The sequence below is a fragment of the Desulfuromonas sp. DDH964 genome (assembly GCF_001611275.1).
Taxonomy (GTDB): Bacteria; Desulfobacterota; Desulfuromonadia; order Desulfuromonadales; family DDH964; genus DDH964.
The window spans coordinates 685,399-701,345 of sequence record NZ_CP015080.1 but is presented as its reverse complement, the minus strand read 5'-3'; the positions used below and the strand labels follow the sequence as shown (position 1 = coordinate 701,345).

Sequence of the window (15,947 nt, the reverse complement as noted above, 5' to 3'; positions counted from 1 at the left end):
CCAGGTTCGCTACATCAGGGGGCCAGTGAAACAACGTAAGGGCGCATCATCTCGTTGTCCTCGTGTTCCAAGATGTGGCAATGCCAGACGTACAGGCCAGGAATATCGAATGTCGCTTTCACTGTGGTGATTTCGCCGGGATAGGCAATGACCATGTCCTTGTAGCCAGTTTCCCAGAGCTGAACGCTATTGTGAGGGCTGGGAGTCGCCCCGTCAAACAGGGTGCGGCCGACCACCTGGAACCGCACCAGGTGCAGGTGAATCGGATGGGCGTCCTCAGTAAAATTGTAAATCTGCCACTCCTCGGTATCGCCCACAGTCGGGTTTTCCGTTACCTTAATCCGTACGGTAGATCCATCTGCCATCTGCACATCGACAGGCAGACTTTCCCCACCCTTGTCGGTCCAGCGCAGCGGCACTCCCAGCGGATAGACTCCACCCATAGCAACGGTCCCCAGCAGAGCCGCCTTTGGCGCAAAAGGAGTGCCTCCTGCGGCCGCGCAGCTCTGGGCAAAATTGTTTGGGTCGATACTATCGAGTTGCAGGATGGTCGTGCCGCGGAACCCGCCGACAGCGCAGACTTGGCCTGACTCCTCTTCATTGAGCGAAACCTGCCGGGACCTAGTGGTAGCGCCCAGTGGAATTTCCGGATTCAGAATCAGATTCTCTACGGCAGTGGCCGGTGTTGCCCCGTTAGGGTCGGTCGGACTGGCACCGGTCAAGGCCGAGTTAACAACAAACTGCATGATCTGACCCGTCGTCAGTGGGTCGGCCACGGCCTCTTCTCCCGCAATGCCGTTGAATCCACCAAAAGGGTCGTCCGGTGCGGAATTGATCATCCGCACCACGGTACCGTTGGGCAGACCGGAGAAATCGACCAGAACGTCCGGGCGTTCCGCTGGCGCCATCAGCAGGGCCTGGTCCGGATCAGGCGAGGCCCGGTCTGCCGCCGGGACGCTGCCATCCCCTGCAAGGGCGGTTGCGAACCCGGTGGAAATCTTGACGACCTTGGGCAGCGGGCCCTGTTCGTAGCCGATCACATAAAAAGGGATTTCATGGCTCGGATCGATTCTTCCCGTCGCCGGATCAACAACAAATAGAGCCAGGTTAAGAAAACGTGAGTTGCACCCGTTAAGCAGACGGAATCGATATTTCGCCTGAGCCACTTCCAGCTTCGGCCAGCTGACGCCATTGACGACCATGACGTTAAAGAACGCCTCGGGGTTCCACAGGGGCGCGATGTCCGAATCTGGGGCAAAATCGATCAGCAGGTTGTCAGGGTTTTCCAGTCCTTCGAAGAAAGAACGGTTAGTGGGGTAAAAGAACGACCCGTCGGCGTTGAAGGAGCGATCCTGGATCAGGATCGGGATTTCGCGCAGAGCATTTCGAACCGGGTCGCCAGGGCTGTTCACCGCCAGTGTCGCCTCCCCTGCTGTCGGAGCCGGCCCCGGAAGCACGCCGTCATTGGCTGCCGGGCTCCCGAAATCATCGGCGCTATCGATCACCGTCGCGCCCCCGCCTACCGGGGTATGATCTCCACGAATCAACCAGTAACCGGCCAGACCGGCATAAACATTGGTGCGGGTCATTCCCAGGGCATGATCGTGATACCACAAAGTGGTCGCTGGCTGATCATTGCGGTATTCGTAATCGGCAAAACCGAGGTTGCCCGGGTTGGTGCCGGTCGCATCACCGAACAAGCCGCCTTTTCTGGCATAACCGGAGGGAATATCCGTGGCGGCCGGCAACCACCAGGCCTCCGGATAGCCATCGCTGGTCCAGTCGACATGAGCCCCATGGAGATGGGTAACCAGCGGTATCGGACCGGTATAAGGCGTCGGGTCGTTTCCCATGCAGTCGGTGGACGTCCGACCGTCGGCACAGACCTGAGGAGGGTTGGCCCAGTGCAGTGTCTGGTCAACGGCAAGAAGCGGCGGCAGATAGTTGCCGTTGTCATCGACCAGGTCGTTGATCCAGCGCACCTTGACCGGAACATCGGCACGAGTTTCCAGCGTGTAACCAGGGAAGTTGAACTGGGAGTTTGCCGCTGGCGCCACGCCAGGTGCACCGCCAAGCGTGGATGAATCGGGGAGCGGATCGGCGTCCGGGCCGTAGCCCCAGACAGTCGTCGGCGGAAAGGCATCCGCCCGGCCATCGAGTGTGTTCCAGATGCCACCGGGGAGAATCTGCTGCTTGAACTGGCGGGCGGCAATGGTGTAGTTGTCCGCACTGCCGTTGTTCCTCATCACCGGCGGAATCACCAAAGGTGTCACGTATTTGGGGATGGCAAGTGGGTTGAGAGTCCCGCCTGGCAGAGGAACCGAGTCATCCACCGTGGCGTCGGGTAGGACTTGCACGGCAACGACAGCCTTGGCGCTCAACAGCCCGTCGCTAACCGTGAAAGTGATGGCGTGGGTGCCAATCTCGTCGAAGGTCGGGGTCCAGGTGAAGACCCCGGTCAAGGAATCGATGGCAGCTCCTTGCGGAGCTCCCTGCAGTCCATAGTGGAGAAGGGTACCCGAATCGGGGTCGCTCCCTACCGCCGTGAATGAGAAGGGCTGGCCTTCCGTTACCGTCTGGTTGGCCGGCACTGAAATCGCCGGGGCCTGGTCGTTTCGATTGCTGCTACCGTTGCAGGCGATCAGCCCCCCCCCCGCAGCAATTACCACAAGGAGCCAGACACAGCTCCTTCCAATCCACCGTCTTCTTCTCATCGACACACCTCCGAAATGAAAAATGGGTTGAAGTTTTCGATCCCCTACCCCCAGAGGCCACGGCAAAAGTATTGCATACGATTTATCAAGGGGTATGATCGGCTTTTCCCGGCGACCGTTGGCAGAACGACCGTCCAGTGCTTTTGGATTAAAAACCAAGAAAAAGCAATAATGGCGCCAGAAATTGGCCTTGGTGTAGGGTGAAGCCTTATTGCATTACGAGAAAGGGGGTTTCCGGGGAAGAGAAAATGGATATTGCTAATAGAGCCAAAAAAGGGATCCTGCGGGGCCGAGCGACGGGAGAGTCCCCCGGCAGGTATCAAAAAGACGGATTAACACTGAGCCAGAATCCATACCGCTGGCACCACCGTGAATCCCTGGGGAAGGGTGCAAAAAAACAGGCAAAGAGTAAAAAAAACCGATCCAGGCGTTCCGTCCGGTGCCCTCCTGCCCTTCGGGCGAGGGTAGCATTTCCCTTGAATCAGGCCAATCGGCATACAGAAACATCGGCATACAGGAAAGTTAACGCCGCACATATTACGGCAACGTTGGAATGCCCAACAACAAACCGTCCCTTAGCTAGTGTTTAATTGCAAAACTAAGCGTTATAATATAGACTTCTTTCACCCCCACCATCGTGAAAGGAGTCGCTTATGCCGAGAAAATCTCCAATACCCCTGTGCAGCGAAAAGGACCGCCAGACACTCAGGGAATGGGCAAGCAGTCGAAGCATGGAGGCGCGCCTTGTTGAACGTGCCCGGATTATCTGCAAACTCCTTGACGGAGAATCCGTCAGCAAGGTCGCCATGGATCTTAACGTGCGCCCGAACACGGTTATTGAATGGCGGAACCGTTTCTCCGCTGCGGGTATTGCCGGGCTATATGATCGCCCGCGCTCTGGCAAACCGCCGAAATATGACCAGGCGTTTCAAACGCGAGTTCTGAAAGCGTTGGAACTTCCGCCACCGCCCGGCCAGGCATGTTGGGACGGCCCGGCGCTTGCCAAGCAGTTTGGCGCTTCGGATGATGCCATTTGGCGAGTGCTGCGCAAGCACAATATCAGCCTTGCCCGACAACGAAGTTGGTGCGTAAGCACTGATCCAGAGTTCGCACCAAAGGCGGCTGACATTATCGGGCTCTACCTGGCGCCCCCCGAAAAAGCCTTGGTGATCTCAGTCGATGAGAAACCGAGCATCCAGGCGCTTGAGCGCGCCAAGGGGTATGTCTGTACCAGTAGCGGCAAAGTCGTCCAGGGCCTAAAGAGCACCTACAAACGGCATGGAACCCTGAACCTTTTTGCGGCGCTCAACGTAGCGACAGGCGCCGTGCATACGCAGACAACCGAGTTCAAGAGAAGGGTTGATTTCCTAGCCTTCATGGATCAGGTCCTCTCAGAACTTCCGGACAGCGACCAGCGAGAAATTCACGTGATCCTGGACAATTATTGCATTCATAAACGCAACGACGAATGGCTTGCGCAGCACCAAAACGTCATGTTTCACTTTACACCGACTTCTGCAAGTTGGCTCAATCAAGTCGAGATATGGTTCGGCATTCTTTCACGTAAGGCACTGAAGAACGCCAGTTTTCAAAGCATTGACCAGTTGCGTGCGGCCATCGAGGCCTTTATAGAAGCCTATCAGCCCAACGCCAAGCCTTTTGTATGGCGTAAGCGAGAGGTCAAGGGGTCGCAACTGAGAAACACTATCGCTAACTTTTGCAACTAGACACTAGTTGGTCAGCGGACCGTTTGTTGTTGGGCCTAGTTAGGGGGGAGGGTTCAGCCCTTTAATGCCGCCAGCATCGCCTCCCCCATCCGGGTCGGGCTGGTCGCCACCGTGACTCCGCACTCCTGCAGGGCGGCAATCTTGTCTTCGGCACGCCCCATCCCGCCGGAGATGATCGCCCCGGCATGCCCCATGCGCTTGCCGGTCGGCGCCGTGACGCCGGCAATGAAGGCCGCCACCGGCTTTTTCATGTTGGCCTTGATCCAGCGCGCTGCTTCTTCCTCGGCGCCACCACCGATTTCGCCGATCATGAAGACCCCCTCGGTATCCGGATCTTCCTTGAAGAGCTGCAAAACATCGATGAATTTCATGCCGATGATCGGGTCGCCGCCAATGCCGACACAGGTCGACTGGCCGAGGCCGGCATCGGTCAGTTGCTTGACCGCTTCGTAGGTGAGGGTGCCGGAGCGGGAAACGACCCCGATCTTCCCCGGCGTATGGATATAGCCGGGCATGATGCCGACCTTGCACTCACCGGGAGTGATCAAACCGGGGCAGTTGGGACCCACCAGACGCGTTTTCGTCGTGTCGATGAAGCGTTTCGCCAGGACCATGTCGCGGACCGGCACCCCCTCGGTGATGCATATTACCAGCGGCACCTTGGCCTCGCAGGCTTCGAGGATGGCATCGGCAGCGCCGGGCGGCGGGACGAAGATCATCGAGACGTTGGCGCCGGTAACCCGCACCGCCTCCTCCACCGTATCGAAGACCGGAATCCCTTCAACATGAACGCCCCCTTTGCCGGGGGTGACCCCGGCCACGACCTGGCTGCCATAGTCCCGGCACTGCTTGGCATGGAAGAGGCCGGCCTTGCCGGTAATCCCCTGGACCACGATTTTGGATGTCTTATCGATCAGGATCGCCATCTGCAGATCTCCTTCTGGAAGTGATCAGGGAGGGTGAAATCAGTCGCTGCCCTCTTCGCCATCCCTGGCACCGAGCATTTCAACGATACGCTTGGCCCCGGGCCCGAGCTGGTCGAAGCATTCGACATTGAGACCCGAATCGAGCAGCAGCTTCTTCCCTTCCTCGACCTGGGAGCCGTCCATGCGCACCACGATTGGCAGGGTACAATGGATCTCCTCTGCCGCTTCGATGATTCCCTGGGCAATAATGTCGCAGCGCATGATGCCACCAAAAATATTGACGAAAACGGCGCGGACATCCTCATCCTGAAGAATGATCTTGAAGGCTTCGGCGACCTTCTCGCGGGTTGCTCCCCCCCCAACGTCGAGAAAGTTCGCCGGGTTCCCGCCAAACTCCTGAAGAACATCGAGGGTCGCCATCGCCAGACCGGCGCCATTGACCATGCAGCCGATGTTGCCGGTCAACTTGATGTAGGCGAGATCGAACTTGCCCGCCGAGATTTCCAGCGGATCGAGCTGAGAATAGTCCATCAGGTCGTGGTATTCCCAATGGCGGAAGATCGCGTTGTCATCGAAGCTGATCTTGGCGTCCATGGCCAGCAGCCAGCCGGCCTTGGTCACCACCAGCGGATTGATCTCGATCAGGGAACAGTCCTTGTCCTGCAATGCCCGGTAAAGATTGAGAATCAGCTGCACGCAGTCCTCGGCCAGGCTGCCGGAGAGGCCGAGGGCGAGGGCGATGCGGCGGGCCTGGTAGGAGCGCAGCCCGGTAAAGGGATCGATGACCAGCTTGTGAATCTTCTCCGGGGTACGGGCGGCCACCGTCTCGATGTCGACCCCGCCTTCCGCCGAAGCAATCACGCAGTAGCGGCTGCTGGCGCGATCGAGGGTAAGGGAGAGGTAAAATTCCCGCGCAATCTCCACCGGTTCTTCGACCAGGATGCGCCGGACCTTGAGCCCTTCGGGGCCGGTCTGGTTGGTGACCAGGCGCTTACCGAACAATTCCTTGGCCAGCTCGTGGGCCTGCTCCGGATGGTAGACGAGCTGCACCCCGCCGGCCTTTCCCCGCCCGCCCGCGTAGATCTGGGCCTTGATCACGCACTTGCCGCCCATCATCTTGGCTGCCCGTTCGACCTGGTCGGCCGTCAGGCAAAGGCGGTTGCGTGGCACCGGGATGTCGAAAGTGCCGAGGATCTCTTTGGCCTGGTACTCGTGAATGTTCATAGGCTCCTCTTCCCTGGTTAAGGATCACGGTCTGGACTCGGCGCGGGCTGCCGGCCAGCTGCGGCAGCAAAGTCGGTCCCGGCGGGGCAACCGCCCGGGTTTCCCCTGGTTGGCAGCCTTCCCCTTCACCGCCGGATCGCGGGTTGACGAGGGTACGCACCAAGAGAGCGAAAACTGGTATGACCATTTTTATTAAGAGGTTATATAAAACGCAAAAATTCGTCTGTCAATGACAAATTTCGTCGTTACAGCGAAGAAACCTGGCCAGTTCTTGCCAGGGAACCGCATTTCTCCGTTACTTCTTGGAGGGCAAAGAAAAATGGTCTGACCTGCCCCCCGGTTCCGGTTCGACCCCGCGGATGGCGACCACCCGCGCCATGGGGATTTCGCGCCAGCCCGTCCTGGCGCGCAGGCAGACCCGCTCTTCGGTGACCTCGCGCAGCACCCCGCGGTAGCTCACATCGCCGGTCTCCACCAGGACCTCTTCCCCCACCAGCTCATGCAAAGGTCGCTTCATCGCTCCCTCCCCTCTCCCGGTCAGGAACAAAAACGCCGGCCGGTCACTGCTGAAAGTCTAGCAGAGACCGGCCGGCAAGCCAGGGTGAATTTCGGTTGGCGCTGGCTACTTGTTGACCTTGGCCCAGTCGGCGAGAAATTTTTCGATGCCGATGTCGGTCAGGGGGTGCTTGGCCAGTTGCTGCATCACCGACCAGGGAATGGTGCAGATATCGGCGCCGATCAGGGCGGCGTTGAGAACGTGCAGCGGGCTGCGCACCGAGGCGACGATGGTTTCGGTGGCATAGCCGTAATTGTCGAAGATGGTACGGATCTGCTCGATGCCTTCCATGCCGTCATGGCCGACATCGTCGAGACGGCCGACGAAGGGGGAGACATAGGTGGCGCCGGCCTTGGCGGCAAGCAGTGCCTGCAGTGGCGAGAAGACCAGGGTGACGTTGGTCCGGATTCCTTCAGCGGCAAAGACACTGGTCGCCTGGAGGCCGGCGCTGGTCATCGGCACCTTGATGACCATGTTGGTCGGATGGATGGTGGCCAGCTCGCGCCCCTCGCGGATCATCCCCACGGCGTCGAGGGCGATCACCTCCGCCGAAATCGGACCGTCGACGATTTCAGCAATTTCGCTGACCACCTCGCGGAAGTTCCGGCCGCTCTTGGCAATCAGGGACGGGTTGGTGGTGACGCCGTCGACCAGGCCGAGGTCGTGGGCGGCGCGAATTTCGCCAACGTCGGCGGTGTCGATAAAAAATTTCATGATCTGCTCCTCGTTAGTTGAGTTGATCCGGCGGGCTTGAAAAGTCCGCGATCAGGTTGCCTGTTGTGGTTATCCTTGCCAGCATCGGCCGGCGTTATCACCCCTTGCCGCGGTAAGCGTCGCGACAGGCGCTGGAACAGAAATAATGGTCTTCACCGGCAACCATGGCCGCGACGGCATCGCTGCGGGGAAGGAAGGTTCCGCATTGGGGATCGCGCACCATCTCTTCGCCTTCACGGGTGTGGGCCGGGGGCGGCGCGGGACGGGTGAAGAGAACCCGGCCGACCAGGGCCAGGAGACGATACCCGAGATAAAAAAAGAGCGCGAAGAGGAGCAGGCGGGTCATGGAATCACCATTGTTGATTCAGCCGTTCGACCCGGTCGTCGCCGGGGAGCTTTGCCAGCAGTTGCCGGAGCGGCACGCCAAGCCGGGGATGAAGGAGTTCCGCCGCCAGCTCGCAGAGCGGTTCGAGGACAAAGCGGCGCTGATGCAGGCGCGGGTGCGGCAGCTGCAATCCGGGAAGATCGAGCAAGCGCTCCCCAAAAAGGAGCAGGTCGATATCGAGGGTCCGCGGCCCCCAGCGCTGCAACCGTCGGCGGCCGAAGCGCCCTTCAATGGCCAGGGCATGCTCCAGAAGGAGCGTCGGCTCCAGGGCGGTGGCAAGCGCCAGCACGGCATTGAAATAATCGGGTTGCCCGGCCGGTCCGCCCACCGGTGCGGTCCGGTAGAGGGCCGAGGCGGCGACCAGCCGGCTTTGCGGCAAGGCGGCCAGCTGATCGCGGGCAGAGGCCAGCGTCGCCACCGCCGCGCCAAGGTTGGCACCGAGACCAAGATAGGCCATCTCCAGGTTTTCCGGCGCGGGCTGCGGCATCGGTCGATTTAAGCACACCCATCCCCCGGCCGTCAACGCGGCAGACCGGCCTGGCCGGAGCGACGCTTGCGAACCCCGGCCTGGCCATGGTAAGAACGGACCGGAAAGGAGCTGTCGATGCCGAACTCTCTGACCCTCACTCTGGCCGTGGCCGACCTCGACACCACCGAAGCCTTTTACGGTGCAACCCTCGGTTTTGCCCTGGAGCGCTTTCGCCCGCTCCCCGGGAGCCCGCCACTGTTGCTGCTGCGCAGGGGCGATGCCACCCTGCTGTTTCGCGAAAGTGCGGTCCTCGAAGCCCTCCACCCCGCCCTGTTGCAGAACCTCGAGCGCCACCCCAAGGGGGTCGGCGCCAGCCTTGAACTTGCGGTGGACGATCTGGATCCTTTGCTGCGCCGGCTCGAGCGCTCTGCCTGGCCGATCCTTTACGAGCTGGAGGATACCGAGTTTCAGCGGCGGGAGGTCTGGGTGCACGATCCCGACGGCTACCTGCTGGTCCTGGGCGCCCCGCGCGCCTGACCCCCCCGGGCCGAAACGGGTGCCAACTGGGAATTTCTCCCGGGTTGGGATATAATTCCAGCCAGCAGCCCGCGCCGGTCACCCCCTGGAGCCGAAGCTATGCCCCCAGCCAAGCATGCCGAAGTACAGAAGGTCATCGACGCTTTGGAACACCGGGTGCTGCACGGCAAGGAACGCGCCCTGCGTCTCTCCCTGATCGCCCTGCTGGCCGGCGGCCACCTCCTGCTCGAAGACATCCCCGGGCTCGGCAAGACCACCCTGGCGCTGGCCCTTTCCGCCGCGCTGGGTCTCTCCTTCGGGCGCATCCAGTGCACCAGCGACCTCCTCCCCTCGGACATCACCGGACTGTCGATCTATGATCGCGACGCCGGGAAATTTCGCTTCATCGAGGGCCCGATCTTCAACAACATCCTTCTCGCCGACGAGATCAACCGGGCGATGCCGAAGACCCAGAGCGCCATGCTCGAGGCGATGGAAGAGCGCCGGGTGACCGTCGAAGGGACGACCTACCCGTTGCCGGAACCGTTTCTGGTCATCGCCACCCAGAATCCGGTGGAGCAGGTCGGCACCTACCCCCTCCCCGAATCCCAGCTCGACCGCTTCCTGATCGCCACCGGCATCGGCTACCCCGGCGCCGATCTCGAAAAGGCGATCATCCGCCGCGGCGGGATTCGCGAAGAGCTGCGTGACATCGCCCCGCTCCTCTCCCGTGACGACCTGCTCGAAGCCCGCCGCACCGTGCGCGAGCAGATCCAGCTCGGCGAACTGCTGATCGACTATATCTATCGCCTGGTGGAAGCGACGCGCAACCACCCCTATATCCTCTCCGGTCTCTCGACCCGCGGCGCCATCAACCTTGCCGCGGCGGCCCAGGCCGCCGCCTACCTCGAGCGGCGCGATTACGTCATTCCCGAGGATGTCCAGCTGGTGGCGGTGCCGGTCGGCGCCCACCGCCTGATCCTGCGCCCCCAGCACGAGGCCCTTCCCAAGCAGGAGGTGCTGCAATCGATCGTCGCCAGCGTCCCCGTGCCCCGGGGCTGAAGCTGACCCGGGCCGGCGGCCTCTACATCCTTCTTACCCTGCTGCTCGGCTTCGGCGCCGTCAATACCGGCAACAACCTCCTCTACCTGCTGGTTTCGGCCCTGCTCGGCTTCATGGCGGTCTCGGGCCTGCTCGGTCGCGGCAACCTCTTCGGCCTCGACCTCGACCTGGAGACTGCCGACGAGATCTATGCCGGGATCGAGACCCTGGTGATCGTGCGCCTGAAAAATCGCCGCCGCCACCTTCCCGCCTGCCTGCTGCGGTTTGAAATCGCCGGCGGCGCCGCGGTCTGCCCGGTCCTCCTGCCGGCCGGCGAACTGCGGTTGCCGCTGCCGGTCACCTTTCCCCGGCGCGGCCAGCAGCCGCTGAAGGAGATCCGTGTCAGCTCCCCCTTCCCGATCAACTTTTTCGTGCGCAGTATTGTCCTTCCGGTGGTTGGCACCGCGACCGTCTTCCCCGCCCCCCGCGCCGTGCCCCGGCTCCAGCGGGACGGGGCACGACATGCCGCCGGTGAGGTCTGGCAGGGCAAGGGGTACGAAGGGGAGTTGACCCGCATCGGCGACTACCTCGGCCACGAGCCGCTAAAAATGATCCACTGGAAACTCTCCGCCCGCCACGGCCAGCTCAAGGTCAAGGAGCTTTCGTCCGCAGCGGCGCCGCCGCTGCTCGTCGATCCTGCCCGGCTCCCGGGGCGGGGCCTTGAAGAACGCCTGGAAGCGGCCTGCTGGCTGATCGACGCCGCCAGCCGTGAAGGGCGGCCCGTCGGCCTGCAGCTCGACGCTGCCTCCTTCCCGGCCGCGGTCGGGCGCAGCCACAAACTTACCCTGCTGGGAGAACTGGCCCGCTATGGTCACTCTGCGTCGGCCCCTTGAGCTGTTGACCTACGCCAGCTGCATTCTCGGGGTGGCACCGCTCTATCTCTACCTGCAGCCCCTGGCCCAGATCGCGGCCCCGGCAGCACTGGCCCTCGGCATTGCCTGCGACCGGCGCGACCGTTACCCGCTTGGTCGGCACGCGGCGACCCTCCTCTCCCTCCTTCTCTTCGCCTGGTATGCCACCCGCATCGACCGCACGGTTCTGGTCGAGCCGGTGGTCAACATCCTGGTGCTGCTGCTCGCCATCCGCCTGGTGACCGCCAAAACAGGGCGCAATTACCTGCAGATCTTCCTGCTCGCCATCTTCGCCCTGGCCGGTTCCTCGCTCCTTTCGCTGAACCTCCTCTTTCTCCCGGCACTGGTCCTGCTGGTGTTCTGCGTCACCATCGGCCTGGTCCTCCTCTGCTTCTTCGGCAGCGACAGCACCATCGCCCTGCGCTGGAAGGAATTGCGCAGCGTCCTCGGCACGGCCCTGCTGCTGCCAGCCGGCTCCCTGCTGTTGATGCTCTTCTTCTTCGCCATCCTCCCCCGTACCGAGCATCCCCTCTGGAATTTCCTCAATCCCGCGGCGGCGGCGAGCAGCGGCTTCTCGCAGACGGTCAGTCCTGGCGCCTTTGCCAGCAATGCCGCAAATCCCGAGCTGGTCTTCCGGGTCGAAAGCGCAGAGTTGCCCCCGGAGGAGCTCTACTGGCGGGGAACGGTTCTGAACCACCTGCGGGAAAACACCTGGGTGCGCGAAGAGCCGCCACCGGGGGAGCAGGAACGGCTGCGCGGTGGCCGCCCGATCGAGCAGACCATTTACCTGGAGCCGCAAAATGACCGGTTCCTGTTCGCCCTCGACCTGCCGCAAGATCTGACAGGCATTCGGTCCCGCGTAAGCAGCGACCGGGTCAGCAAACTTGCCACCGCGACGCGCAAGCGGGTCAGCTACCAGGCAACCTCATTGCTCGGTGCGCGGCTGGAGCCGGTCGGCAAGGTCGACACCGATTTTTACCTGCAGCTCCCTCCGGGAATCTCGGAACGGCTGCGCGCCACTGCGGCCAGCCTGGCGGCCGGGAGCAGCAGCGCCGCAGAAAAGGTGGCACGCACCGAGGACTTCTTCCGCGGGCAGCAGCTTAGCTATGCCACCGACGACCTCCCCGGAACGACCGCCCCCATCGACGAGTTTTTGTTCAGCAAAAAACGGGGCTACTGCGAGTTCTTTGCCAGCAGCTTCGCCATCTTGTTGCGTCTCGAAGGGGTGCCGACCCGTCTCGTCGGCGGCTTTTTCGGTGGCACCCGCAGCGAATTCGGCAATTATTACACACTCACCGGGACGGCGGCCCACGTCTGGGTCGAGGCCCTGGTCGACGGCCGCTGGCAGCGACTCGACCCCAGCCGGCTGGCGCAGAACGGCGCGACCATCCTCGCTGCGGCGGGCAACCGTCCGCAGGCCTGGAGCCATTCCCTGCTCGACGTCGCCGAATATTACTGGACCCGGGCGGTCATCACCTACGACCTCGGGAGCCAGCTCCACTTGGCGCGGGACGCCGGCCGCAAGCTGCGCACCCTGCGCCCCGGCCGGCTTGCCGCACCCGACTTCCTGCTGCCGGGGGCCATTCTCCTCTTTCTGACCGGCACGATCTGGCTCGGACGGCGCTGGCGGATCCCCGTGGAGCGCCGGCTGGCGCAGCGCTTCCTGCGCCTGGCGGCACGCCGCTACCACCTGAAGGAAATCCCGGCGACGGCAGGGCTGGAGAGCGTGGCGCGCCGCCTCAAGGATCCCCGTTGCACGGAGTTCGTCGCAATTCTCAGCCGTGCGATCTACCGGGATCGCCGGCTGACCCCGGTGGAACGGCAGCGGCTGCGGGTACTATTGAAGGAGTTGCGTCGGAGGGAAGACTAGCTGGAGAGTTCGGAATTGCCGGGCCCGTCGGTCAAACTGCGCCAGCAGACCCGGTCACGGCCGGCGTGCTTGGCAGCATAGAGGGCGGCGTCGGCGCAGGAGAGCAGTTTCGCTTCGGTGTCGGCGTCGGCGGGGTAGGCCGCGACGCCGAAACTCGCCGTCACCTGGATCCCCTTTTCGCCATTGAAGTCAAACCGCTGCGCCGCCAGGGCCCGGCGGATGCGGACTGCGAGGTCAAAGGCTTCCTGGCCGCCGGTCTCGGGGAGGACCACCGCGAACTCTTCTCCGCCGTAACGGCCGATCAGGTCCGAGGTCCGCAACTGGCGGCGCAATACCACCGCCATGGTGCGCAGGACCCGGTCGCCATTGGGATGCCCGAAGTTGTCGTTGACCTGCTTGAAGTGGTCGAGATCGATCATCAGCAATACCAGGGGGTGACCATAGCGCCGGGCGCGGATCAGCTCCTCCCGCAGCTGGCAGAAGAACTCCCGGTGGTTGAGCAGCCCGGTCAGCGGGTCACGGGTCGAAAGGCGCAGCAGTGCCGCCTGCTGCCGCTCCAGCTTTTCCGCCATCCCGTTGAAGGCCGTCACCAGGGTCCCCAGTTCGTCCTTCCCTCCCCCCGAAATCCGGTAATCAAGATTTCCCTCGGCAAACTGGCGCACCCCGCGGCCAAGGTCCTCCACCGGGCGCAGCACCAGGCGGGCCAGGAGTGCCCCGCTGCCGATCGCGGTCGCCAGACCGGCGAGGAGAACGGCCGCGATCAACAGCATGCTCTCGCGGTTGACCTCCTCGACCGCTCTCCGCTTGGCTTCGATTTCACTGTCGCTGATATCGTGAATGGCATCGAGTTCCGCGGCAATCACCAGCAGGTCCCCCTCCAGGCGCCGCAACAGCTGCAGCGACGTCTCGCTCCCGGCAATCGGATCGGCCAGCAGCCGGGCCGCGAGCGGGGTCAGCTCCCGCCAATGCTGGTGGGCAGCGGCAAGATATTCGCGTTCCGCATCGAGGGCAAAGGGTGCCGAGGCGAGACTGCCAAAGAGGGCGTCGATCTGTCCCGCCAACTGCTGGTAAAGAATCCGGTCCTCTTCTTCGCCGTAGAGAAGAAAGCGGTGCAGGGGGGTGCCGACGGACTGGACGAGAACTTGGAGATGGATTACCGGTTCCTTCTCCTCGATCGCCTCTTCGACCACATCGTCGAAGTGCAGTTTGAGCCGCTCGTGGCTGAAAAAGGCGACCCCGCCCAGAGCGAGCAGCGGCAACAGCATGATGCAGGCCACCAGAATGAATCGGGTGCGCAACCGCGCTCGTGGGGGATGCTCCTCTGCCATCAGCAGGTCCGGGGCGACAGGGGGGAGGGACAATGAATCTTCAAGATTGCTTTGAAGTGTATACCAAGGGAGCGGGGTATGCCAGCTCCGAGGGCGCCGGCCAAAATATCAGGCGCCGGCGGGGGGACGCCGCCGGCCGCCGCGCGAACGCCGGCGCCGCCGCCGACCGGCCGGTTTTTCCCCGGCCGCAGCAGCTGCCACCGGTGCTGCCGCCTGCTCCAGCAGTTGCTGCCAGCGCTCCGCCAGGTCGGAACGGCTGCCACTTGCCTCGGTCCAGAGGCGAAACAGGGCCAATGCCCCCGGGGTGGCCGGATGCTGCAGAAAGCGCCGCTCGCCGCGAAAGCCCGGGCCACGGCTGAGCCGATAGAAACCGACCAGCAACTCGCGCGCCTGGTGCCGGGTGCCATGGGCGATGTGGAAATAGTTGCAGTGGGGGGCCAGGATCAACCCGGCGAGACGCACGACCTCGGTCATATGCTCGGCCGCGGAGCCCTGACAAAGGCGCAGAAACCGGGTGAGGAAGAGGACCGCCAGCGCCACCGGTTCGTCGACCGGCACACCGGTTGCGGTCCGCGCATCGAGGCGGTCGAGCAGGGCGAAGGTTTCCTCTTCGCCCTCGTACCCGGCCAGCAGGTGGGGGAGCAGACCGAGGCCCTGGGCGCTCGCCAGAACCGGACCGGCCACCCTGTGGCGGAAGAGTTCCATCAACTCTTCGCGAATGCGTGCCGGTGCCGCCTCGGCGATCAGCGGCGCCCGCAAATAGATCGCCTCGCGGGCCGCACTGTCGAGGGTGAAATCGAGCCGGGCGGCGAACTCCAGGGCCCGCAGCATCCGTACCGGGTCCTCGGTGAAGCGGACCAGCGGGTCGCCGATCACCCGCAGCCGCCGGGCGCGCAGGTCCTCCAGGCCACCGACATAGTCAATGATGGCGAAGGTCTCGATATCGTAGAAGAGGGCGTTGATGGTAAAATCGCGCCGAAAGGCATCCTGGCGCGGCGTGCCGAAGATATTTTCGGCGAAGAAGAAGTGGTCTTCGGGACTCTCCGGCAGATCGTCCGCCTGTGCCTGGCGACGGAAAGTGGCGACCTCGACGACCACATCACGGCCAAAGCGGACATGGGCCAGGCGGAAACGGCGCCCGACCAGGAAGCAGTTGCGAAAGAGCTTTTTCACCTGGTTCGGGGTGGCGTCGGTACCGACATCGAAGTCCTTGGGCGTGCGCCCGAGCAACAGGTCGCGCACACCGCCACCGACGAGGTAGGCCTTGTGACCATTGCGGGCCAGGCGGTAGAGGACCTTGAGCGTCTCCTCGTCGATCTGCTTGCGGGAGATGGAATGTTCGGCGCGGGGGAGGATAACCGGGGGTGTCTCTTCCCCGGGCAGGGGGTGCGGTGGGGTCATGGTGGGACCAATCTTTTCGGGACTGAATGTGCACGGCACGCTGCGCGCCGCTTCGGCGACGACCTTAGCAAATCTTCCCGGCAAAGGGAAGAGCGCAAATCGGACCGGCGGTTGCCGCCATTGCAATCCCGGACCCGGCAGGCTAAAGTGAGACCGATCAATCCG

General features: G+C 62.8%; 14 protein-coding genes. 5 read left to right on the top strand and 9 right to left on the bottom strand.

Going from position 1 to position 15,947, the window contains the following annotated elements; all coding sequences use genetic code 11:
* Positions 1-14: 14 nt before the first annotated feature.
* Entirely contained in the window at positions 15-2,714 is a 2,700-nt protein-coding gene (locus DBW_RS03255) for a multicopper oxidase domain-containing protein (protein ID WP_082820155.1), read from the bottom strand.
* 653 nt (positions 2,715-3,367) lie between these two features.
* On the opposite strand from DBW_RS03255, the gene DBW_RS03250 reads away from it, so the two are divergent.
* Positions 3,368-4,441, top strand: coding sequence for an IS630 family transposase (locus tag DBW_RS03250; protein ID WP_082820154.1), 1,074 nt, complete (start codon positions 3,368-3,370; stop codon positions 4,439-4,441).
* A gap of 53 nt (positions 4,442-4,494) precedes the next feature.
* Here the strand turns inward: DBW_RS03250 and sucD are convergent, their stop codons facing one another.
* From sucD to folK, 6 genes are all read right to left on the bottom strand, one after another.
* Entirely contained in the window at positions 4,495-5,367 is an 873-nt protein-coding gene (gene sucD, locus DBW_RS03245) for a succinate--CoA ligase subunit alpha (RefSeq protein WP_066724151.1), read from the bottom strand.
* Positions 5,368-5,406: 39 nt separating this feature from the next.
* On the bottom strand, positions 5,407-6,591 hold the full coding sequence (sucC, locus tag DBW_RS03240) for an ADP-forming succinate--CoA ligase subunit beta (RefSeq protein ID WP_066724149.1): 1,185 nt from the start codon (positions 6,589-6,591) through the stop codon (positions 5,407-5,409).
* A gap of 295 nt (positions 6,592-6,886) precedes the next feature.
* Positions 6,887-7,108, bottom strand: a complete 222-nt coding sequence (locus tag DBW_RS03235; RefSeq protein ID WP_066724146.1) for a hypothetical protein — start codon at positions 7,106-7,108, stop codon at positions 6,887-6,889.
* A gap of 105 nt (positions 7,109-7,213) precedes the next feature.
* A complete protein-coding gene (gene fsa, locus DBW_RS03230; protein ID WP_066724143.1) occupies positions 7,214-7,861 on the bottom strand; it encodes a fructose-6-phosphate aldolase in 648 nt (215 codons plus the stop codon).
* A gap of 97 nt (positions 7,862-7,958) precedes the next feature.
* Positions 7,959-8,207: a hypothetical protein gene (locus DBW_RS03225; RefSeq protein WP_066724141.1), complete on the bottom strand. Its 249-nt coding sequence runs from the start codon at positions 8,205-8,207 to the stop codon at positions 7,959-7,961.
* Positions 8,208-8,211: 4 nt separating this feature from the next.
* On the bottom strand, positions 8,212-8,703 hold the full coding sequence (gene folK / locus DBW_RS03220; RefSeq protein WP_066729656.1) for a 2-amino-4-hydroxy-6-hydroxymethyldihydropteridine diphosphokinase: 492 nt from the start codon (positions 8,701-8,703) through the stop codon (positions 8,212-8,214).
* 147 nt (positions 8,704-8,850) lie between these two features.
* Here folK and DBW_RS03215 point away from each other — a divergent pair, with 147 nt between their 5' ends.
* The 4 genes from DBW_RS03215 (at position 8,851) to DBW_RS03200 (ending at position 13,053) form a co-directional block, all read left to right on the top strand.
* Positions 8,851-9,252 (top strand): VOC family protein, encoded by a 402-nt coding sequence (locus DBW_RS03215; protein ID WP_066724138.1) that lies wholly within the window; start codon positions 8,851-8,853, stop codon positions 9,250-9,252.
* Between the two features lie 99 nt (positions 9,253-9,351).
* Positions 9,352-10,293: an AAA family ATPase gene (locus DBW_RS03210; RefSeq protein WP_066724135.1), complete on the top strand. Its 942-nt coding sequence runs from the start codon at positions 9,352-9,354 to the stop codon at positions 10,291-10,293.
* 113 nt (positions 10,294-10,406) lie between these two features.
* Positions 10,407-11,165 (top strand): DUF58 domain-containing protein, encoded by a 759-nt coding sequence (locus DBW_RS03205; RefSeq protein WP_082820153.1) that lies wholly within the window; start codon positions 10,407-10,409, stop codon positions 11,163-11,165.
* Positions 11,140-13,053, top strand: a complete 1,914-nt coding sequence (locus DBW_RS03200) for a transglutaminase family protein (protein ID WP_066724125.1) — start codon at positions 11,140-11,142, stop codon at positions 13,051-13,053. Before DBW_RS03205 ends, DBW_RS03200 begins: the two co-directional genes overlap by 26 nt.
* Here the strand turns inward: DBW_RS03200 and DBW_RS03195 are convergent.
* Together DBW_RS03195 and pcnB are read right to left on the bottom strand one after the other, a co-directional pair.
* Complete coding sequence (locus DBW_RS03195; protein WP_066724120.1) at positions 13,050-14,351, bottom strand: GGDEF domain-containing protein; 1,302 nt, start codon at positions 14,349-14,351, stop codon at positions 13,050-13,052. The two genes, DBW_RS03200 and DBW_RS03195, sit on opposite strands and share 4 nt — an antisense overlap.
* Before the next feature lie 138 nt (positions 14,352-14,489).
* On the bottom strand, positions 14,490-15,782 hold the full coding sequence (gene pcnB, locus DBW_RS03190; protein ID WP_066724113.1) for a polynucleotide adenylyltransferase PcnB: 1,293 nt from the start codon (positions 15,780-15,782) through the stop codon (positions 14,490-14,492).
* Positions 15,783-15,947: the final 165 nt, after the last annotated feature.